This window comes from Corynebacterium sp. BF-R-2 (assembly GCF_024586525.1).
In the GTDB taxonomy this organism is placed as follows: Bacteria; Actinomycetota; Actinomycetes; order Mycobacteriales; family Mycobacteriaceae; genus Corynebacterium; species Corynebacterium singulare.
Genome location: NZ_JAMFTP010000016.1, coordinates 1 through 20,115, shown reverse-complemented (window position 1 = coordinate 20,115; position 20,115 = coordinate 1). Strand labels below are relative to the sequence as shown.

16 protein-coding genes and 1 tRNA gene are annotated in these 20,115 nt (G+C 55.7%); 13 read left to right on the top strand and 4 right to left on the bottom strand.

The window, feature by feature from the left end; translation table 11 throughout:
* Positions 1–15: 15 nt before the first annotated feature.
* Positions 16–531 carry a ribonuclease domain-containing protein gene (locus tag M5J09_RS11760; protein ID WP_257157985.1) on the bottom strand — a complete coding sequence of 172 codons (516 nt, stop codon included), beginning with the start codon at positions 529–531 and terminating at the stop codon, positions 16–18.
* A 122-nt stretch (positions 532–653) separates the two neighbouring features.
* Here M5J09_RS11760 and dnaG point away from each other — a divergent pair, with 122 nt between their 5' ends.
* Positions 654–2,582, top strand: coding sequence for a DNA primase (dnaG, locus tag M5J09_RS11755; protein WP_257157984.1), 1,929 nt, complete (start codon positions 654–656; stop codon positions 2,580–2,582).
* 52 nt (positions 2,583–2,634) lie between these two features.
* On the opposite strand, the gene M5J09_RS11750 is transcribed toward dnaG, so the two are convergent.
* Complete coding sequence (locus M5J09_RS11750; RefSeq protein WP_257157983.1) at positions 2,635–2,919, bottom strand: hypothetical protein; 285 nt, start codon at positions 2,917–2,919, stop codon at positions 2,635–2,637.
* A gap of 243 nt (positions 2,920–3,162) precedes the next feature.
* On the opposite strand from M5J09_RS11750, the gene M5J09_RS11745 reads away from it, so the two are divergent.
* The 4 genes from M5J09_RS11745 (at position 3,163) to M5J09_RS11730 (ending at position 6,602) form a co-directional block, all read left to right on the top strand.
* Positions 3,163–3,300, top strand: a complete 138-nt coding sequence (locus M5J09_RS11745) for a hypothetical protein (protein ID WP_156126962.1) — start codon at positions 3,163–3,165, stop codon at positions 3,298–3,300.
* 76 nt (positions 3,301–3,376) lie between these two features.
* Positions 3,377–4,651, top strand: coding sequence for a phosphatase PAP2 family protein (locus M5J09_RS11740; protein ID WP_257157982.1), 1,275 nt, complete (start codon positions 3,377–3,379; stop codon positions 4,649–4,651).
* A 54-nt stretch (positions 4,652–4,705) separates the two neighbouring features.
* Positions 4,706–5,863, top strand: coding sequence for a non-hydrolyzing UDP-N-acetylglucosamine 2-epimerase (gene wecB, locus M5J09_RS11735; RefSeq protein ID WP_257157981.1), 1,158 nt, complete (start codon positions 4,706–4,708; stop codon positions 5,861–5,863).
* A gap of 70 nt (positions 5,864–5,933) precedes the next feature.
* A complete protein-coding gene (locus tag M5J09_RS11730) occupies positions 5,934–6,602 on the top strand; it encodes a DUF1707 domain-containing protein (RefSeq protein WP_257157980.1) in 669 nt (222 codons plus the stop codon).
* Positions 6,603–6,647: 45 nt separating this feature from the next.
* Here M5J09_RS11730 and M5J09_RS11725 read toward each other — a convergent pair whose 3' ends face one another.
* Positions 6,648–8,048: a putative rhamnosyl transferase gene (locus M5J09_RS11725; protein ID WP_257157979.1), complete on the bottom strand. Its 1,401-nt coding sequence runs from the start codon at positions 8,046–8,048 to the stop codon at positions 6,648–6,650.
* A 197-nt stretch (positions 8,049–8,245) separates the two neighbouring features.
* Here M5J09_RS11725 and M5J09_RS11720 point away from each other — a divergent pair.
* A tRNA-Asn gene (locus tag M5J09_RS11720) sits at positions 8,246–8,318 on the top strand.
* 97 nt (positions 8,319–8,415) lie between these two features.
* On the opposite strand, the gene M5J09_RS11715 is transcribed toward M5J09_RS11720, so the two are convergent.
* Positions 8,416–9,303 carry a hypothetical protein gene (locus M5J09_RS11715; RefSeq protein ID WP_257157978.1) on the bottom strand — a complete coding sequence of 296 codons (888 nt, stop codon included), beginning with the start codon at positions 9,301–9,303 and terminating at the stop codon, positions 8,416–8,418.
* A gap of 187 nt (positions 9,304–9,490) precedes the next feature.
* Between M5J09_RS11715 and wecC the strand changes: the two genes are divergently transcribed.
* The 7 genes from wecC to M5J09_RS11680 all read left to right on the top strand — a co-directional run bounded on the left by wecC (position 9,491) and on the right by M5J09_RS11680 (position 19,951).
* Positions 9,491–10,756, top strand: coding sequence for a UDP-N-acetyl-D-mannosamine dehydrogenase (gene wecC / locus M5J09_RS11710; protein ID WP_257157977.1), 1,266 nt, complete (start codon positions 9,491–9,493; stop codon positions 10,754–10,756).
* A 68-nt stretch (positions 10,757–10,824) separates the two neighbouring features.
* Positions 10,825–12,132, top strand: coding sequence for a glycosyltransferase family 4 protein (locus M5J09_RS11705; protein ID WP_257157976.1), 1,308 nt, complete (start codon positions 10,825–10,827; stop codon positions 12,130–12,132).
* A gap of 602 nt (positions 12,133–12,734) precedes the next feature.
* A complete protein-coding gene (locus M5J09_RS11700; RefSeq protein WP_257157975.1) occupies positions 12,735–14,825 on the top strand; it encodes a glycosyltransferase in 2,091 nt (696 codons plus the stop codon).
* Positions 14,826–14,903: 78 nt separating this feature from the next.
* Positions 14,904–15,836, top strand: a complete 933-nt coding sequence (locus M5J09_RS11695; protein ID WP_257157974.1) for an ABC transporter permease — start codon at positions 14,904–14,906, stop codon at positions 15,834–15,836.
* A complete protein-coding gene (locus tag M5J09_RS11690) occupies positions 15,820–16,773 on the top strand; it encodes an ABC transporter ATP-binding protein (protein WP_257157973.1) in 954 nt (317 codons plus the stop codon). Before M5J09_RS11695 ends, M5J09_RS11690 begins: the two co-directional genes overlap by 17 nt.
* 72 nt (positions 16,774–16,845) lie before the next feature.
* The gene (locus tag M5J09_RS11685; protein WP_257157972.1) at positions 16,846–17,775 is read left to right on the top strand and encodes a hypothetical protein; all 930 of its coding nucleotides are present in this window, start codon (positions 16,846–16,848) and stop codon (positions 17,773–17,775) included.
* 1 nt (position 17,776) lies between these two features.
* The gene (locus tag M5J09_RS11680) at positions 17,777–19,951 is read left to right on the top strand and encodes a glycosyltransferase (protein WP_257157971.1); all 2,175 of its coding nucleotides are present in this window, start codon (positions 17,777–17,779) and stop codon (positions 19,949–19,951) included.
* Positions 19,952–20,115: the final 164 nt, after the last annotated feature.

Here is a 20,115-nt window from a genome sequence, read left to right as displayed (position 1 = left end):
TTCAACTCTTCAGGCCTACTCAGCGTCCGGGATCGTACAGAAGCTCTCATAGTGGTCATCGGTGTAGTACCAGACATCTGGGTCGGTTTCGCTGCCGCCACCAGTGACAATGCGCTTGGCGCCGCGGTGGCCAAGCCCTGGTGTTTCCACGGTGTATTCGCGGTAATAGTTCTTATCCTGCTGCGGCAGCACGCCCTCATAATTGCCAAAGCGGGCGTTGTCATTGTCCGGATAGTCATAGGGCCCGCCGGCCAGGATGTCCTGCGCGGTTTCCTCCGCCTGCTCGGGCAGGGTGTCCATGGCACAGGTGGGCAGGTCACCCTCGTCGGAGCTGTGCTTGTCGACGTCCCCCCGATCCCCCGACCGCGATTCTCCCGAGGCCTCAGCAGCCTCAGAAGCCGGGCCGGATTGTGCACCGCCGTCGGTTTCTCCGCCGCCAAGATCGATGCCAAAGTAGCCCGCAACGAGGACGAGCACCGCACCGCCAATGAGAGCCGGAAGCGATTTTCTGGAGGGGGAGGACTGGGACATGGCCACCATCATTGCAGGTATAGGCCCAAAAAAGAAATCCCGTCCGCGCATACTGTTTGGCGCGAGTGGCCAGTCCTCAAGGTCTATGGCTCCGTGTCCCGCACGCGGGGTAGTCTGTACGCATGGCACGAGGCAGAATTCCGGACAGCGACATTCAAGCTATCCGTGAACGCGCGCCTATTGAGGAAATCGTGGGTGAATACGTCCAGCTCAAACCCGCCGGCTATGACTCCCTCAAGGGCTTAAGTCCCTTCAAGGATGAGAAGACCCCTTCCTTTCACGTGCGCCCGCAGCGCGGCTACTATCACTGCTTCTCCACCGGCAAGGGCGGAGATGTCTATAGCTTCCTCATGGAAATGGAGCAGGTCTCCTTCCCCGAGGCCGTGGAGGCGGTAGCCCAAAAGATTGGCTACCACATCAATTACCAGGGCGGTTCGACCGGAGCGCGCGATGAAAAGCCCGGCACCCGCCAGCGCCTCATCGCTGCCAACAAGGCCGCCCACGAGTTCTATCGCCAGCAGCTGGAGACCCCGCAGGCAGCCGCGGGCCGCGAGTTCCTTTTGGACCGCGGCTTCTCCAAAGAGATCATTTATGACTTCGAGTGCGGCTATGCGCCCGAGGGTTGGGACACCGCCACCAAGCACTTGCTGCGCATGGGCTTTTCCTTTGAGGAGCTGGACGCCGCCGGCATTTCCAAGATGGGCAAGCGCGGTCCCATTGACCGCTTCCACCGGCGCCTGCTGTGGCCCATCAAGGATCTCTCCGGCAACGTCATTGGTTTCGGTGCCCGCAAGCTTTTCGACGATGACAAGCTGGGCAAATACATGAACACGCCCGAAACCATGCTCTACCGCAAGTCCAAGGTGCTCTTCGGCCTGGATCTGGCCAAGCGCAATATCGCGGAACAGCACCAAGCCGTGGTGGTGGAGGGCTACACGGACGTCATGGCCATGTACGCCGCCGGCGTCAAGACCGCCGTGGCCTCCTGTGGCACCGCCTTCGGTGGCGATCACCTGCAAGTCCTGCGCCGCCTCATGCTCGATGATTCCTACTTCCATGGCGAGCTCATCTACACCTTCGACGGTGATGAGGCCGGCCAGAAGGCCGCCATGCGCGCCTTCGAGGGCGAGCAGAAGTTCACCGGCCAGTCCTTCGTCTCCGTGGCCCCGGATGGCATGGACCCCTGCGATCTGCGCCTCGAGCGCGGCGATGCCGCCGTGCGCGATCTCGTGGCCGACCGCATCCCCATGTTCGAGTTCGTCATCCGCTCCGTCATCGACGAGTTCCGGATCGACACCGCTGAGGGCCGCCTCCAAGCCCTGCGCCGTGCGGTGCCCGTCGTGGCACAGATCCGTGATGCCCCCTTGCAGCGCGAATACGCCCGCCGTCTTGCCGGCTGGGTGGGCTGGCCCGACCCGGAGGAAGTCCTCCACCAGGTCCGCCAGGAGGCTCGCAAGCCCAAGAAACAGGAGCGCCCCCGCTTCGCCAGCCTGGAGGAAACGTCTTCAGCGCCCGCGCAGGCGAATGCCCCGGTGATGCATATTCCCGGCCCCCGCGAGCCGCACCTGTGGCCCCAACGCGAGGCCCTCAAGCTGGCCCTGCAATACCCACAGATTGCCGGCAGCTACTTCGATGGCATTACGGAAGACGCCTACTCCAACGAGGCCTACCGCACCGTACGCCAAGCCATCTCCACCTTGGGTGGAGTGACCACCGGTGCGGGTATGCCCGGCGTGGAATGGTTGGCTGCCGTGGCGGGGGAGATGCTGGACCTTACCGCCCGCAACTTCGTCTCTGAGCTCGCTGTTGAGCCCATCAAGCTAGGGGAGACCGGCAACCCCGACACCGACCTTGAGGCCTATGCCGATTCGGTCCTCTCCCGCCTCCAGGAGGCCCGCGTGGGCGACCAAGTAGCCCAACTCAAAGCCCAACTCGGCCGCATGCGCCCCTCCGATGACGAAGAGGCCTATAACTCGCTCTTCGCGGACCTCGTCGCCCTCGAGCAAGCCCGCCGCGAGCTCAATGACCGCGCTTTCCGCGGCGTGCGTTAGGTAGCACTACATGCTCATCCGTCCGCCCTCGCGCACGCGATAAGCGTGCGCGTTAATCCTCGTCCGGCTCGTAAATGCGGTCCGCTTGTACCCCATCTGCGGCGCCCTTGGTGCCGCGCTTGCCGCGGCTTCCCTTGTTGTAATCCTTGAGCTCGCGCATGCGCGGATCCGGGTCCAGACGGTTGGCCACGGCCTTGCGGGCGGACTTCACCGCAGACTTGGTCACGGGGGAGTTCACGGCCTTTTCGTAGGCGCCCTTAATTTGGTGGTAACGCTTGCGCCCTGCCTTGGTTCCAAAGACGTATCCGGCGGCGGCACCCACAACAAATTGGATCATTGGAAACTAGTCATCCCCTTCTTCAGACGGCCTTAAGGGCCGACGATGGCGTTCACAACAGCATTCACAGTACGTGGTTCACGGTATACGTGCGGGCGGTGCCGCACGCACGTTCCATGCACGTACACGATTGACACACAGCCTACCTGCCTGACGGCGCAGGGGGTAGGGGCCAATGGGGAGTGGGGAATAGATGTGGCCGGAGGACTTCACATGCGGCCTGCGTCACGTTAGGTTAAAAGTGTGGAGACTTCGAAGAGAACGTATGCGGCGTCCGCAGCCGTGGCTATGGCTGCGCTGCTGACCGCCAGCCTGGGCCCTGTTGAGACCCGCGCGGCCTCCTCTGAGGAAACGCGAGAGGTTAGTGCCGCCGAGGACTAACCCCTGCCGTTCGTGAGCCACCGGCGTTAACCTCCCCGTCATTCCGCGGACATCTGCGTGGTGTAAGAACATCCTTATGCCTACACACTCCCGCGCGTTGGCGGCCCCACTTGCCGCCCTGCTGCTGGCCACGTCTGCTCAGCCCGCCGCCCAGGCAGCCGACCTGCCCTTCACCGTCCCCGCACTGATGGATCCGATGACGGGCTCGAGCACCGGTGAGAAACCTGCGCTCCACCACGGCGCCCCCACGCCCCGCCCCTTTACCCCGGACTACCTCGTGGGATTTCCCTCCGATGTGTCCTCCTACCAGTACGGCGTGTACTGGGAGGTGGTGCGGCTTTACGACGACGTGAAGGCCAACCCCGCCGTCATGACGGCGGACCTGGACAAGGCGGTGGCTATCAACAACGCCGCGGCCCACGACGCCACCCTCATCGCCCGTGCGCAACGCGACGCCGCCGCTGATACCGACGGCGTCATGGTCGCCGTGTCGGAGGCCATGGGTCCCGAACTCGGCCGTGCCTTCCGCGATGCCCTGACCGAGCACCGCCTTCCTAAAACCGAATACCTCTTGGGCAACGGCTACTTAGCGCGCGCGGGTGGATTGGCTAGTTCCACGTTTGCGGAGAAGTACTACTTCAAGGCCCAGCGCCCCTTTCAGCAGGCCCCGGATCGCATCATCCGCTACAACGACGGTGCGCGGAACTACTACCTGGATTCCCCGGCCTTCCCCTCCGGCCACACCAACCAGGCTGTGTGGGTCACCACGCTGCTGGCCACCATGCTCCCGGAGGTTGGCCCTCAGCTAGCCCTGCGCGGTGCTGAGGCTGGCAACCACCGTGTGGTCATGGGCGTGCATTCACCCCTCGATGTCATCGGCGGCCGCATGACCGGCTTGGCCGCTGCCGCCGACCGCCTCAACGATCCCCGCATGCGCGATGCCCTCCACCAGGCCGAGGCTGAAATCCGCGCTGAGATCCAGTGGCGCACCGGAAAGGACATCGCCACCCTCGTGGCAGAGCAGAACGCTACCGGCACCAGCTATGCCACGACTCAGCAGGCCGCCGAGCGCTACGCCACGTTCGCCGATTACGACCTGCCCACCGTCTACCACCCAGACGCACCCATGGTCGTGCCCAAGGCCGCACCGGTCCTCCTCGAGGCCGCCCACCCCAACCTCAACTACGAACAGCGCGCCGAGGTCCTCCGCCAGACCGCAACGAAGCCTGGCACCCCACTGGACTGGCAGGGCAGCTCCGGCTCGTGGCAGCGCATTAACCTGGTGAAGGCGTTGGCTGCGCAGGTAAGCGTGGATGAACAAGGAAAGGTGCACGTAGCATCAGCAATGTAGACTTCTGACGAAGCCATATTTCGTGTTAACTCAATTTTCAACATAAGGATGAGCATGTCGAAGCCAAAGGTTATGACTGTATACGGCACCCGCCCCGAGGCCATCAAGGTGGCGCCGGTCATTAAGGAGCTGGAGAAGGACGAGCGCTTTGAGTCCGTAGCTGTCTCCACCGGTCAGCACCGCGAGATGCTGGAGCAGGTCAACACCATGTTCGGCATTGAACCGAAGCTCGATCTCCACCTCATGAAACCAGGCCAGGGCCTTAACGAAATTGTGTCGCGTGCACTTATGGGGCTGGATGAGATTATCGATGAGGAAAAGCCAGACGTTATTATCTCCCAAGGTGACACCTCGACTGCTATGGCAGCTGCCCTCGCTGGCTTCCACCGTGGTGTGAAGATTGTGCACCTCGAGGCTGGCTTGCGCACCGGTGACATTCATTCCCCCTTCCCGGAAGAGGCTAACCGCAAACTCATTGGCCAGGTAGCTGAACTGCACCTCGCACCCACGGCAGGGTCGATGGAGAACCTGCGTCGCGAAAACGTTCGCTCTAAGGACATCGCGGTCACCGGTAACACCGTCATTGATGCTCTGCTAGAGGCCGCCAGCTGGAACACTGAGTTTGAAGATGCAGCACTCCAGGAGGCCGCAGCATCCGAAAAGGGCCTCGTCGTTGTCACCACCCACCGCCGTGAGAACCTCGAAGCCATGAAGGAAATCGGCGGCGCTGTTAAGGATTTGGCTGAGGCCTACCCGGATATCAACTTCGTTCTGCCACTGCACCTCAACCCCAAGGTCCGTGAGGCCGTGCTTCCGGAGGTTGAATCCCTGCCTAACGTCATCATCACGGATCCGCTGCCTTATGACCAGTTCACTAAGCTGCAAGATCGTGCCACCATCATCCTTACGGACTCCGGCGGAGTCCAGGAAGAAGCCCCGGCACTGGGCAAGCCAGTTCTGGTGATGCGCCAAAACACCGAGCGCCCCGAGGCCGTTGTCGCCGGCACAGTGAAGCTCGTAGGCACCAACCGCAGCCTCATCGTTGCGGAGGCGAAGCTGCTCCTTGACGATGCCGCGGCCTACGACGCCATGGCCAATGCCGTCAACCCCTACGGTGACGGCAAGGGTGCAGCGCGTGCTGTGGCAGCCATTGCTGAGCTTCTTGGAGTAGGCGAGCGTCTGCCTGACTTCGCACCAGAGCTCGAGGGCTAATCCGCCGCAGGTGCGGGTTCACACTTCGTTCTCCCGCACTCCATAGCGTGACCCGATATAAAATAGAGGTATGGAATCACGCGACATCAAGTGCACAAACTCCCAGCGCATCACCGCCTCGCAAGTTTTGGCCGATGCCATGTCGGTAGGCCAACTCAGCGTCACCGAGTTCGAGGAACGCTCACAGCTGTGTTCCGATGCGACAACGCGCGGTGAGCTGGTCGACCTCGTTTCTGACGTGCTCGAGGACCCCGAGCAAGTTCTTTTCGGGAGCCACGAGCTTGCGGAGCAGCGCCCCCACGAGCTCAGCGGCGTGAACTCGAACAAAGAGATAGCGCCTATTGTTGAACGCGTCTTGGCTCAAGTCGAACCAGGCGTGCACGGCGCCCAGGCCCTTTCAGTCGGAATCTTTGGTGGTACCACGGTCCGTGGCGCGCCCATAGCGTCTCACCACACCACGGTCGGCATGTTCGGCGGCACAGACATTGACCTACGCGGTGCAGCACTCCAAGAGCATGTCACGACTATTAAGGCGGTCGGCATCTTCGGAGGCGTCGATGTCTGGGTTCCTGAAGGCTTCCGTGTCCGCGTGAGCGGTGTCGGACTCTTCGGCGGCCACGACATCAAGATCGAGGACGGAGCCGTTGACCCCGCAGACCTCCCCGCCAGCGCCCCAGAAATTGTGGTGAACTGCTTCAGCCTCTTCGGTGGCGTGGACGTGCACGTAGTGAAGCGGTAGGAGTTAGCTTAAAGCTGATGGTCTTATTCCTATTAGGGGTGGCTTCTACTTCCGTATCTTCTTATTTAGCTGATCTAAGCGCGCGATGACCTTGTTGGAACGGTCCTCCCCGAGAACGCTGCGCACATTAGCCACGATGCTCGTCCGGTTCTGATAAACACTGTCTATGGCTTGGTCGACTAGACTACGCACGCCTTGGCTGCGTGACGATTCCCATTCCTCGGTGCTAACGAAACGCGCCTTTCCGCCTCGCTGTTGCATGACAATTTCTAAGACCTGAACCCTCTCAGCCCGCTCGCTTTGCGCCAGAATACGGAAGCCGCGAAGGATGTAGCCATGCTCCAGATGAAGACTCACCAAGGTCCGAAAGGTTCCGCTCTCTGTAGGAACATACGTAAAATGCCCGATGCTCGGGTTATTTGAGGCGGCAAAACCCTCGATTAGCTTGTATGAGGGGACGCGTCGACCACGGGAATCCTCAATCCACAGGCTCACAAGGAGTTCATTGTCGAGCTCACACTCTGACTCCCCGTGAATGGCGAAGCTGACGTCCGCGCTGGCTGGCTGCAGAAAATAGTGCTGACCGCTACCAACAGTGCTATCAATGTTTAGCGTCGTACTTGTGCTCTTCATCTGCTCGGCTACCGTGGGAAAGGCCGCCTCAAGGGCAGCGGCATTCGCGAATGGAGGGAAAGCCGCCATGTTCTCCATGAGGCGTGCCATTACCACGCCTGGCTCGTGGCGCATGGCATTGTCCTGGCCCGCGTGTATTGCTCGCAAATATCCCATCTGGGAGGCGTCCAGAATCACGGGAGCATAGCGATCTGATTTATCGTGTGGCCCGCTTTGGGGTTCTACGACGGTGCCGTCTTCCTTCACTGAGCAGACCGACATTAAGCCCATCGAGTTCATAGGTGTGTGTGTCTCGCGCAGGTGGAAAAATTGGCCGTCCACGTAGACCGCCTCAATACCAAGGGGCAGGCTGACGAGCATGCCTTCAAACTCCGGCTTGATATAAGGCGCGGTGGTCCGGAAATAGTGAGCGGACAAGACGTCATCGTCGTCTAGGCGATAGCGACCGAACGTTCCCTCAAAACCAGTTTCCTGAACGTAGCGGCGCACCGCCGTCCACCCGCTATCACCATCAGGAAGCTCATCGAGGTGCAATATGTCGATCCTGTCCGCTGCCTTCTGTAGCTGCTCCTTGAACTTCTGCGGTAAGGACTCTGAGAAGGAGACAATGTGCTTCACCTCGAAGCCTTTGGCGGCTTTCACAAGTGTTGGCACGGTGTGGTTGAGGAAAATGTCCGTCCGCAACGACAGGCGTGCATCGTCGTAAAGGTAGTCGTGGTACTCGTCTACCGAAAATCCAGTCTGTTCATTGCTTGCTCGCCACGACGCCGAATCAGGAACGAAGAGACTAAAGCGAGTGTGTCCAACGAACATGAAGAAACCTCTACCTCTTCCCTGCGAGTGTTACCTGATGACAGTCTAGCTTTGCTTGAAAACAGGACTGGAAGGCGCCACGCTAAACATAACTGAAATGGGTACTGTGCAGGCGATTTGCAATCTTTGGAGAAGGCCTTATATAGTTACATCTCGTTGCACAGGGCAAGGTCACTTGCTCGGCAGCATACGCATAATCCTCCATAGCTCAGTTGGCAGAGCATTCGACTGTTAATCGAAGGGTCACTGGTTCGAGCCCAGTTGGAGGAGCAAAAAAGCCGCCTGCTACCAGGCGGCCTTTTGCTTTCCTGTCCCTGAAGCCAGGCCCTATGGTTAAGACCAAGCCGAGCTTCAGGCGGAAGGCTCTCTAATCGGTGTTAGCGAATATTTCGTCCTCGAAGAGTAGCTCCCAATCGCCGGCTAGTGATGCTGCGTAACCGAGGATGCCAGTGAGAAGCATCTGTGGGGCAGGGGCATGACCCTCGCCCCAATCTCCGAGAATAAGCCTCCACTGTTGCGGGCGTTCAGCCACGGCTTGGGACCATGGCAGATAATGCTGGGTGTAGTGCAGCTCGTCCTTCTCGTTCTGAAGGTAAACCACGTAGTTATCGAAACCCTTGCCATATTCATTAACCAAGTCGAAGGTCATGGTAGTTTCGGAAAGCTTCCGGCTGCTCCAACACTTCTTGCGGTATGCCTTCACCTGCGGCTCAAGGTAGCGCCCGATATGGGTTTGGGGGTTCGAAACCACGGCCAATGAACCGGGAAAGCGGTGCGAATAATAAAGTGCGGCAAATCCGCCGGCTGACGCCCCAAAAAAGATTGCCTTCTCGCCGAGGTTCTCGATAGGCACATCAGGGTGAAAGTTAGTGAAAATATGAGTCAGGCACGAAGTGAGGTCTTCCTGAAATGGGCGCGACTCATCCCCTGTGAACCACCCAATACTCGCGCCTCGATCAAGCGAGGGATCTGAGATATAAACCACGTTGGCATCAACGCCTTCGACTAGCTGTCTCCCAATGAAAACCGGGAGAGTGGTCCTAGTTGGATCGATAGCCGCGTGAAAACACACCACCGTGGTATCGGCGCCGCGATCCTCGACTAGCACATCCATGAATGCAGCGCCGTAGCGAATCGAAATCGCCTTGGGCTCTTCGGAGGAGCTAACTGGCATGGGTGAGTTAAGAAATTCCTCTACAGAATCGAAAAAAGTCGTTGAAGTGCCGTAGCGTGCGTAGTTTCTCCTCAGGGCCATAGTCCGTCAGTTTATCGTGTAGAGGAGGCGGGCAGCACTTCTGTTGACAGTGGATTGGGGGTCTGGGGAAACTAAAGGCAGGGAACATTAGACCTGCAATAAATTATTCTAATAGCGAGACTGTTGCGGCTGCGCAATGTCTTCGCGTGCTACCGTTGTCTAAGCACAGTAGTGAGAAAGGTAAGAGATGACGCCTCAGGGAAATGCTGCCAATAGCTTTGACAAAGTTTGCGTTGTAGGCCTCGGATATATCGGTCTGCCTACGGCAGCTTTTATCGCCTCAAAGGGCGTCAAAGTCGTCGGTGTTGACGTAAATGAACGTTTCGTCAAGCTTATTAATGAAGGCAAAGTGCCCTTCTTTGAGCCTGGTTTCGAAGAACTTCTGGCCAAGGTGGTGGGAGAAGGAAACCTTGTCGCGCAGGCTGAGCAGGTCGAAGCTGACGCTTACATTGTTTGTGTGCCGACACCTTTCCAGGACGATCACAAGGTAGATACCAAGTACATACGTGCTGCTTCAGAGGCGCTTGCACCGCACCTTCGCGCCGGTGCGCTTGTTGTTCTGGAGTCGACCTCCCCTCCGGGCACTACTGAGGATATGGCGAACCACCTCATTGAGCTTCGACCTGATCTGTCCCTTAACGAGGAAGATGACAACGCCATTTTCGTAGCTCACTGCCCAGAGCGAGTTCTCCCTGGCCAGATCATGGAGGAAATGGAGAATAATGATCGCGTTATCGGTGGTTTGACCCCCAAGGGCACCGAGCTTGCTCGTGATCTGTACGCAACCTTCTGTACAGCAGAACTCCTTATGACCAACGCCACGACCGCAGAGATGGCAAAGCTTACGGAAAACTCCTTCCGTGACGTCAACATTGCGTTCGCTAATGAGCTATCCCTGATTTGCGACCGACTGGGGATTGATGTCTGGGAGCTCATTGAGCTAGCGAACCACCACCCGCGCGTGAACATCCTGCAACCGGGGCCAGGCGTTGGCGGTCACTGCATCGCGGTTGACCCGTGGTTCATTGTGTCGGCGGCGCCAGAGGAGGCCAAGCTCATTAAGCTGGCACGAGATGTCAACAATGGCAAGCCGGAGTGGGTTATTGAGCAAGTAGTCAAGGCTCTTGAAGGCAAGGAGAAGCCGGTTGTGGCGGCTCTTGGTATTGCTTTTAAGAACGACATCGATGATCTGCGTGAATCGCCTTCCTTGGAAATCGTGAAGCGCCTCGGTGTGGATAACCCAGAGCTCGATATCCGGGTCGTTGAGCCGAATGTTGATGAGCTTCCCGCTGTTCTTTCGAACATTTCTAACCTGACAAAGCAGGACACGAAGGAAGCTATTGCGGCTGCTGACGTAGTCCTCCTCCTCGTAAACCACAAGGAGTTTGTTAACCTCGATCAGTCTGTGCTGGAAGGCAAGACTGTTATTGATACGAAGGGTATTTGGCGCTAAAGAGACATCTCGCGCGGTCTAGTTGTAGGACCGCGCAGGAAGTCGCCAATTAGGAAGAACGGCGTAGGATGCGGATTCTAGTCCTCTCCCAGTATTGGGCCCCCGAGAACGGCGTGCCGCAGCGGCGGTGGTCGTGGCTGACAAAGATCCTCGTCGAGGCTGGTCATGAGGTGGCTGTTATTGCACCTCCGCCGCACTACCAGCGTCAAATACGTTTGAGGGAGTGGCTGTCTAAAGATGCCATTTTTGGTTGCCGCCGGGCTGAGTTAGGAAACTCAGGTGAGAAGATCTTACGCTCCGGGTTTTTCCCTGCTGGATCTACGCTGACGCGCCGGATTTTAAACCAAGCCTCTGTGGCCTCTTCGATGTTGGCAATGCAGGTGACGCACCGGAAGCAAATTCAGGAAATTTCGCCGGATCTGATTGTTGGCACTGTCCCAGCTCTCCCAACATCGGTAGTCACCATGCTAGTCGCACGGCTTCATGGAGTTCCCTACATTGTGGATCTTCGCGATGCATGGCCAGAGCTTCTACGTGAGAAAGACGACTGGAACTCTGGGACAGGTAAGCGTTCCATTCGTGAGATAGTCTTGAGCAAAGGCCCTTTCCAAGTTTTGACGGCTCTTACTGAGAAGGCCATGATGCGGGCGTTGACCCATGCCAATGGAATTATCACGACCTCCAAGGACCTAGCAACGCACTTGGGCACCACATTGCCTGCGAAGCGGGACGGTCGTAGGCGCGTTATCCGCACCGTCCGTAATGTGTTTCCGCCAAAAACCAAGTATGTAGCTGCGGATATGAGCAGAATACAGCGGGATGAACTACATGTCCTCTACGCCGGCACGGTGGGGCGTGCCCAACGCATCGATAATGCAGTTAGAGCGGTAAATATTGCTCAGGAACGCGGTTATAAGGTGCGGTTACGCATCGTCGGCGACGGCGCTGCGTGGCTTGCTGTTAGAGACTTGATTCAAGAAACAGGGGCTGACGCCTCCATCGAGCACCGTTATCCCGCAGAGCGACTAGAAGAGTTTTATGACTGGGCAGACACGGCGTTGGTTCATCTCACCTCATGGGAGCCACTAACTCGCACGGTGCCTTCAAAGACCTATGAGTTGATGTCGGTTGGCCTCCACATTAGTGGTGTAGTGCAAGGAGAAGCAGCCGCATTGGTTGAGAAACTTGAGGCTGGGCATGTTGTGGAACCTGATAATCCAGAAGCTCTGGCAAACATGTGGATAAGCCTCATGGAGGACCGCTCGAAGCTTCACGTATCCGCGCGTGGACGTGAATGGGTTGCCAAACAACGTGATGAAGCCGTTCCGCACATCATTCGGGAGATCGTAACGAGCGTTGTTTCGGAAAAGAACTAGCTGGGCAAGGACAACGTGCCGATGAGAATTGGATCGCTTGATGATTACAAGCCCGCCGATACCGACTATGCAGTGCTCTTGTGCTCTTCAGAGCAGCTCCAGCCCTTACCCGCTAGCCATGGGACAGTGGTGTTTTGTTTCAGCGAGGAGGAGCTCGATCACGCGGTTAATATGCCGGCGGTGCTTGCCGACGTTCCCGCTGCCCAAGCAACTCCTATTCTCGCTCGGCTCATCCGGAATAGGGAAGTAGTCGAATACTGGGCGCCGCGCTCAGCGGCGGACAACCTCTATGACCTAGTTGATAGCGATGACGTAGTGAGCGAAAATCTAGGCGTCGCAGGATTGCACTTTTCCGAAAGGTGGATTCATCTCAGAGTAGAGGAATCAGCTGGTACGTCTCGGCCCCCCGATGATTTTCTTCGGGGACTTTCCGCGCCTCTTTCGGCGTCCAATGTCGGTCCGCGCGACCAGGGTCCGGCCCCCGATGCCCCGACGCTCCGAACACTAGTGATTTCACGCGTTGCGACCTTGGCTAAGCCAGTTAAGCAATATCTACCAAGCTCTGCGGTGGTGTCGCTGTACAAAATGTTGGAGAAGATAAGATGAGCACCAATCTTCCAGGAATCAGTGTCATCATTCCCTCTTATGCGCATGATTCAACCAACGCAGCAAGCTCTGGTCTCATTGCGGCGCTCGCTTCGCTTTCGAATCAAACCTTAAGCACCGATCTCTTCGAGGTCTTAGTCGTCTTCAACGGGCCAGCGGCACTAGACATAGAACTAGATCTGGAAGATCAATTCTCGCAGCTCGATTTACGAGTACTTCGGACCGCATCACCCGGCGTCGGCCGCGCCCGCAACCTTGGTATTGCAAGTGCTGGTCGCCATTTCGTTACTTTTCTCGATGATGATGACGCCCTTCAACCTCGATTCCTTGAGACGGGGTTAGAGCATGCTCGCAATGGCGTTTGTGTGCTTCTGCCGATCCTCGATAAGGGGCATGATGGGTCCCTTCAAGAGAATTCGCTCAACGCGCGTATATCAACACTTCGCGGAACCACCGTTCCAGTAGCGAGAGCGCCGTGGGCACTCGGATTTAACGCCTGCAAGGTATTCCCCACGGAGCTGGCCCAACACTATAGCTATGAGGAATCGCTGCGTTCGGGTGAGGACGTCGCCTACTTTGCACACTTCCTTGAAGAATCAGGACTCGTGTTCAACGTTCCAGCAGTACCAAGTAACTCATCGTATTTGAGAACCATCCGACGCGATTCTGTGTCGCGCCAAGTTGAGAGCTTTGATTTCAACGTAGCGCAGCGGCTCGAATGTATTGCACAGCTCCGAGAGATTCGTGAGGTTGACTCTAAGCAGCAGGCCCTTCAGAAGCTTGAGGATGCCCAATTCGGATTTATCGCGAATTACCTAGGCGCCCATCCCACAGATGTTCAGCGGGCCATCGACACTGCCGTAGATGTTGGTGTTCCTGGTTTGCGCTGGGGCGGTTTGCGTACCGAAAAAGCGAATCGACTAGTGTTCTCCTATTGTTTCCCGCCCTTCGCAGACACTTCGGCCAACGTGACAGCAAAAGTGATTCGGAATGATGCGGAGCTTGTTGACGTCTTCTATGCAAATATGGGGCGCGTGCGCGGTCACGATGATTCGACAAAGCTCATCGTGGATCCCTATCTTGTTCACGCTGAAGAACTCGATGTCGTCGCTTCTTTTGCACACTGGGGTGCTATCTGTTCTTATGCACGACAAGCCGCGAAGAAAGCCGCCAAGCGCGCGAGGGCCTACGGTCCCTATAAATCGATGTATTCGCGCGCTCTTTGGTCTGGTTCTCATGTGGCTGCGGCTCTTTTTAAAGACAACCACCCTGAGACACGATGGGAGGCGGAGTTCTCTGACCCACTCTGCATTGGCGTAGACGGAAAGTCTCGGCCAGGAAAGCTCACTACGGGAGTGACCACTCACAAGCTTAAGACGATGGTCACGCGATCTGAATGGTCAAACATCTCGTATACCACTCACTTTGAGCTGACTGAATTAGTAACACTGCTGTACGCCGACGAAGTCATCTTCACTAATTCCAACCAGCGACAAGTCATGCTGGAGCGTTATCCCACCAACCTCCAAGAGTTCGTGCGTGCTAAGTCGACGATTCGGCACCACGCAGAGCCGACAAAAGAGATGTATCAGCTCGTGGAGGCAAACTATGCCCTCGATGCAGATCGCATCAATATCGGTTACTTTGGCAACTTCTATGCCAACCGCGGAATCGGTGACGTTCTCACCGCGCTCCAAGACCATCCGGTGCGTAACCAGTTCCGCCTTCATATCTTCACCGCGGCGCCCGAACAGCTTCGTCGTCAACTGTGGAATCATCCCGCAGCGGAATGCCTCTGCATCAACGGGTATATGCCGTACCTCGAATTCCTTAACGTTTCCACTCATTTCGACGCTCTTGTTGTCAATGACACCAACACAGCGGGGACAGCATTGAGCCTTAACCCATTCCTTCCCTCGAAGTATGCTGACTACGTTGGTAGTGGGGCAGCTGTGTGGGGAGTCATCGTAGAGGGCTCGCCTCTTTCAAGGCTTCCACTTGACTTCACTTCGAAGGCGGGTGACGTTGAACAAGCCCGTGGTGTTCTCGGCGAACTTCTTAGACAGACTGAGTACAATTCCCTGTAGCAATTCTCGGCGTTCTCATCGAAGCTTGTGACTTATATGGACGTTCGAACACAATAGATCTGGAAGGGCTGATTCATATTGGCACGCCACAAATGGCGCGGTTCCAAGACTTCACAGCGAGGAGTCGAAGAACTCAATGCCCAGGTAGCGCGGCATGAAGGCCGCGTACAGATAGTCAATCCTGAAGGTCTCCATCCGCTGGCTACCCGCCCCACCCTTGGAGAGTACATTTCGAAATTGGTGGCCCGCCGGCATTTTATCGTCGCAGATGCACGCGCCAAGGCACTGCGCACAACACGGGATTATCGTCTATGGCAACTTTGGCTGGTGCTAAACCCACTGTTTGATGTCGCGCTCTATGGCTTTCTTTTCGGCCTGCTCCTGAAGACCTCTCGTGGTATCGAGAACTTCATTGGTTTTCTTTTCATCGGGATTATCTTCATGTCTATGATGACGGGGCTCATGAACTCTGGCATCAGTCTCATGCAGTCCTCGCGCTCGATGATTCGGGCATTTCAGTTTCCAAGGGCATCAATTCCTTTCTCCACCGCATTGCGTTCACTAATAGATAACGTATTGCCAGCGTGTGTGGCGCTCATAGCGGCTTTTCTTTTTCAGTGGGGATCGTGGCCATCGTGGACTGTAGTTTTTGTGATACCGCTATTCCTTTTAATCCATGTTTTTGGCTGCGGACTAATGATGATCACAGCTCGTCTCACTGCACAGATCCCAGAGGCAAAGACGATTCTTGGGCTCGTGACTCGAGGTCTTTTCTTTTTATCAGGTGTGATGTTTTCCGTGGATCGATTTGCAGAGCATTCAGCGGTTCATCAGATAATGTCGGCTAACCCCTGCTACATCTTTCTCACCGCTGTCCGAGACTGCTCTATATACCGCACCGCGCCGAGCCTTGCGACGTGGGGAGAGCTCTTAGCATGGAGCGTAGGTGCCTTTGTGATTGGTTTTATCTTCTTTTGGAGAGCGGAGGACAAGTATGTTCGACTCGTCTAAGTTGCCGGCAGAACCCGGGGAATATCTTGAAGCGAAGAGAAAAGTTGAGAAAGTCCAGGGGCCGGAAACCTCAGCATCGTTTGAGGGAACTGAAACTGAGCCTGATATCAACTATGTCGAGCGGGCAAATGTCATTGTGGACAACGTGTCTAAGCGATACATCATTAGCCAGGGGCGTTCCTCTGATGCCAGTATGACGCGGCTAGGGCGTGGGAAGACAGTAGTTGACGCGATCGTCGGTGCCTCTCTGATCGCTTTGCCGGGCGAGTCGATCGGAATTATTGGGTTAAACGGATCTGGTAAATCGACACTCCTTAACATGATTGCGGGTGGTATTGCTCCGAGTGCGGGGCGCATTCTGACTCGTTCACAACCTACACTTATGGGAGTCTCGCCAGCCCTCCAACCAGATCTGTCGGGAGAACACAACATTTACCTAGGATGTCTTGCTCTGGGCATGAGCCGATCGGATGCTAAGGCTCAAATCAATGAGATAGCGCGGTGGACGGAACTCGGTGACGCCATCAAACGCCCGATGAAAACGTATTCGTCAGGCATGTCGGCTCGCTTATCTTTCGCCATATCTACTGCGGTGCGGCCGGATATCCTCATGATTGATGAAGCGCTTTCCACGGGTGACGCAGCCTTTGGCGCCAAAGCCAGCGGTCGAATGCAGGAACTCTTGGAACGTGCCGGCAATCTGTTTCTTGTTTCACATGCGATTAAAGAAATAGAAAAGAATTGTGTCCGCACGATCTGGATCTCGGAGGGTCGAATTATCGCTGATGGTCCGACTGATATCGTGGCACCACAATATCATGAGTGGGCTCGGCTCATGGGCAGGGAGGACAAAGGACCTGCGGCTCAATATCTTGCCGAAATCAAGAAAGAATACAGCGATCCGATGATTATTTTGGATATACCCGTAGATGGGTAGCGAGGCGTTGTCCACAGTAATTGAAGTTGAAACTGTAGCAAGAAAGAACTCTATCCAAGAGGAATAGTATCGATGAAGCTTGATTCCTTTCAGCGGGGCAGATCCCTAACTATTATCGCTGCGATGGCGGCGTCGTTCTTAATGGCGAGCATCGCTGTTGGCGGCAATTTTGTCGGGCGAGCTCTTTCGGTAGGGGCTATCGCAATGGGGATTGTATTTCTCGCAGCCTTTATCTCTTCGCAAAAGAAGGCCGAGGGCATTTCAAAAGATGCACGGCGCCGTGCTGTAAAGATTGAAGAAAAGCTCTCCAGGCTGGAAGCTCACTTCGAGGATCAAACGCGAGAAAGGGAGACAGCTTCTCTCCGAGAACTCAGTGGCGCTATGAACCCTGGAACCGGGGAAGGCACATTAAATAGCCCTAGTATCTTTGCACCAAACACTATCCCCGCCGCGCGAATACTCGCACGCCCCACAGCGCACTCTGCAGGTCGGCTTGCTGCTGAGCAAGTAATGGAACGAGATGGCTTTGTAGCGCTCAGCGCGATGATGACCGCTGAGGCCGAGTTGTGGACTCGGGAAATCAGTCTTATTGGATCTGTTGATTTGGAAGCCGCTCTCAGTGAGGCTGGACGAGTTCACCGGCTTGCGGGGCCTCACCTATTGGGAAGCGAAAACCAGGGGACGAGCTACCTCATCATTGATGAGCAAGAATTCTGGAAGGGCTCTTGGGAAGGTTTGTTATCAGCACAAAAAACTGGACTCTATCTAAGACTTATCGAGTACATTGCTGATGCCCAGAACCAAGGGATAGTCGTGATAGTTCGAGCAAGTAATTTGACGAGCCATTTTACAAATGACTTGCGGGAACGAGCCAACATCGTTCTTAATACGTTATCGCCTAACTGGGCGTGGTCAGAAGATCTAAAATCACCAATACTTGAGGCATTGAAAAATATAGATGCGGCCCCAGCACACCAGAGCATTGTAAAGGGAGAAAACTAAGATGAGTGCCGTAGTAATCTATGGGGATACGAATGCCAACATTATCGATGGTTCTTCAATATGGCTGATGTCGGTATGTGAAGTACTTTCAGGTGTCTTCGACGAGGTCCACTTGCTGCTAAAAGCGGTTCCTGAAAACGATACACTCCTTCAAGCCATCCGTCCCATCAGGAATATTGAGGTGCATGCCCCTTCGGCCGAAACCGAGGATCGAGGGCTGGACGCAGAATCCGCAGCAGAACTCGCCCAAGAACTAGTGGCGAAATCTGGCGCTGAAGCTGTTGTTGTACGAGGATTGGAGGCCGCATTTGAATTCACGTCAAAGGAGAAGCTTAGTCCAATTGTTTGGGCATACGTCACAGATCTTCCCTTCCCTCCTTCTAAGCTTTCTGACACAAATCTGAATCGATTACATCACATTGCTGCGCACTCTAAGAGAATATTCGCGCAAACCGAAGCGGCCCGCTCCTACTGGGAAGGCCTCGTCCCACAGGCAGCTGGAAAAGTAGTTCTCATTCCACCGATGATTCCTCGGTATGCGTATGGGAAGGTCGAAGAAGAAGGCGAACGAAACCAACAAGATTTGCGGCTTATTTATGCAGGAAAACTAGCCAAGGAATGGCGAACCTTAGAAATGCTGGAGCTCCCACGTGCGCTCGGTAAACGTGGTGTGAACGCGACGCTTGAAGTGGTGGGAGCGAAGTTTAATAGAGCTAGGAACGACCCTACATGGGTGAACAGGATGAGAGCAGCCCTAGAAGAAGCTGACCGAGATTCATCGAGCGGCGTCTCTTGGCTTGGGGGACTACCTCGCCACGAGTCAGTTTCTAGGATCAAGAGGGCAGATATCGGTCTTGGCTGGCGTTCTAGAGAGCTTGATTCTAGTTTGGAACTATCGACTAAAGCACTTGAATACGCTTCGGCGGGAACAGTTCCGGTTGTCAATCTCACCGAGGACCATAAATCCCTCTTTGGCGCCGCCTACCCTTTTTTTGTGAGTGCAGAGGCCACGGTTGAGGAGATTGCGGACACGATCATCGCGGGATTACCAAAGATTAAAAAGTCCCGAGCGGAAGTGCGTTCAGTGGCTGAGCATTTTTCTATGGAAAATGCGCAAAAGCGATTGAGCGAATCTTTCAAGCGTGCTGGGCTGTTGGGGCATAGAAGCCGCGCCAGATCTGCTGAGCCCCTTCGGTTGGTCGTTGCCTCCCATGATTTGAAGTTTATGGGTGAGCTTATGGATTATTTGGAAACTAGTCCTGAGTTTGAGGTTCGTATTGATAAATGGGCGACCCTCCACCAGCACGATGAATCAGAAAGCGAAAACCTCGCCGCGTGGGCAGACGTTGTCTTTTGTGAATGGGCTGGACCAGCTCTTGCCTGGTACTCTCAGCACCTGCCTCAGGGCGTGTCACTGGTGTCACGCTTGCACAGGTTTGAGCTCAATGGTCCTTGGATGTGCAAGATCAAATGGGAAAACGTCAGCCGTCTTGTCTTTGTCTCTGAATGGATAAAGAGCCAGGCAATTCAAAAATTTAATCTTACCGATGTGGAAACACTCGTTATTCCCAATGTGCTTGATATCAATGATTTCAACCGGCCTAAAGGCGACAATGCCCAATTTACGCTCGGTCTCGTTGGTATGGTCCCGTTCTTAAAGCGCCCCGACCGCGCATTAGACTTGCTGGAGCAGTTACTCGATGTTGACGACCGTTACGTATTGCGAATTAAGGGGCGGATGCCTTGGGAATACCCTCACGTATGGTCTGACCCAATTGAAAAGCAACTTTACCTCGATTTTTTCGAGCGGATAGCTATGGATAGAGCGCTAAAAGACCGTGTAGTGTTTGATGGCTTTAGCGCAGATGTCGCATCGTGGTTCCGGAGTATTGGCTTTATTCTTTCCTCTAGTGAACTTGAGAGTTTTCATCTCGCCCCAGCTGAGGGAATGGCTAGTGGTGCTGTCCCAGTCTTTTGGGAGCGGGAAGGCGTGCAAGAGGTGTTTGGTCGATATGCAGATCAGGCAAGTTTATGTGAAAACACTACACGTATTTTAGAACTCCGAGAGGCTTCTGACTTCGAAGTAGCCAGCAATCGTTCACGGGATTTTGCTCAGCAATGGGACGTTTCTGCGGTTCTTCCTCAATGGCACACTCTTTTCAGTGAATTGTCCTAAGGAGGGGGTGTTCCCCTATATAGTTTGTCAACCTCGCGGGTGGTGTTGCGACCGGCTATTTGGTAGCAGTGTCGTGACTATCTGGTAGCGCTTCAGTGAGTATCTGGTAGCAGTTCAGCGCGCTCGGGGTGATACTTCCGGTAGCCGCACCACTCGGGTGCGGC

Bases quoted from the DNA above. Each gene is read 5' to 3' on its own strand.
- M5J09_RS11760 (WP_257157985.1), bottom strand. From the start codon at position 531: ATGTCCCAGTCCTCCCCCTCCAGAAAATCGCTTCCGGCTCTCATTGGC.
- dnaG (WP_257157984.1), top strand. From the start codon at position 654: ATGGCACGAGGCAGAATTCCGGACAGCGACATTCAAGCTATCCGTGAA.
- M5J09_RS11750 (WP_257157983.1), bottom strand. From the start codon at position 2,919: ATGATCCAATTTGTTGTGGGTGCCGCCGCCGGATACGTCTTTGGAACC.
- M5J09_RS11740 (WP_257157982.1), top strand. From the start codon at position 3,377: ATGCCTACACACTCCCGCGCGTTGGCGGCCCCACTTGCCGCCCTGCTG.
- wecB (WP_257157981.1), top strand. From the start codon at position 4,706: ATGTCGAAGCCAAAGGTTATGACTGTATACGGCACCCGCCCCGAGGCC.
- M5J09_RS11730 (WP_257157980.1), top strand. From the start codon at position 5,934: ATGGAATCACGCGACATCAAGTGCACAAACTCCCAGCGCATCACCGCC.
- M5J09_RS11725 (WP_257157979.1), bottom strand. From the start codon at position 8,048: ATGTTCGTTGGACACACTCGCTTTAGTCTCTTCGTTCCTGATTCGGCG.
- M5J09_RS11715 (WP_257157978.1), bottom strand. From the start codon at position 9,303: ATGGCCCTGAGGAGAAACTACGCACGCTACGGCACTTCAACGACTTTT.
- wecC (WP_257157977.1), top strand. From the start codon at position 9,491: ATGACGCCTCAGGGAAATGCTGCCAATAGCTTTGACAAAGTTTGCGTT.
- M5J09_RS11705 (WP_257157976.1), top strand. From the start codon at position 10,825: ATGCGGATTCTAGTCCTCTCCCAGTATTGGGCCCCCGAGAACGGCGTG.
- M5J09_RS11700 (WP_257157975.1), top strand. From the start codon at position 12,735: ATGAGCACCAATCTTCCAGGAATCAGTGTCATCATTCCCTCTTATGCG.
- M5J09_RS11690 (WP_257157973.1), top strand. From the start codon at position 15,820: ATGTTCGACTCGTCTAAGTTGCCGGCAGAACCCGGGGAATATCTTGAA.
- M5J09_RS11685 (WP_257157972.1), top strand. From the start codon at position 16,846: ATGAAGCTTGATTCCTTTCAGCGGGGCAGATCCCTAACTATTATCGCT.
- M5J09_RS11680 (WP_257157971.1), top strand. From the start codon at position 17,777: ATGAGTGCCGTAGTAATCTATGGGGATACGAATGCCAACATTATCGAT.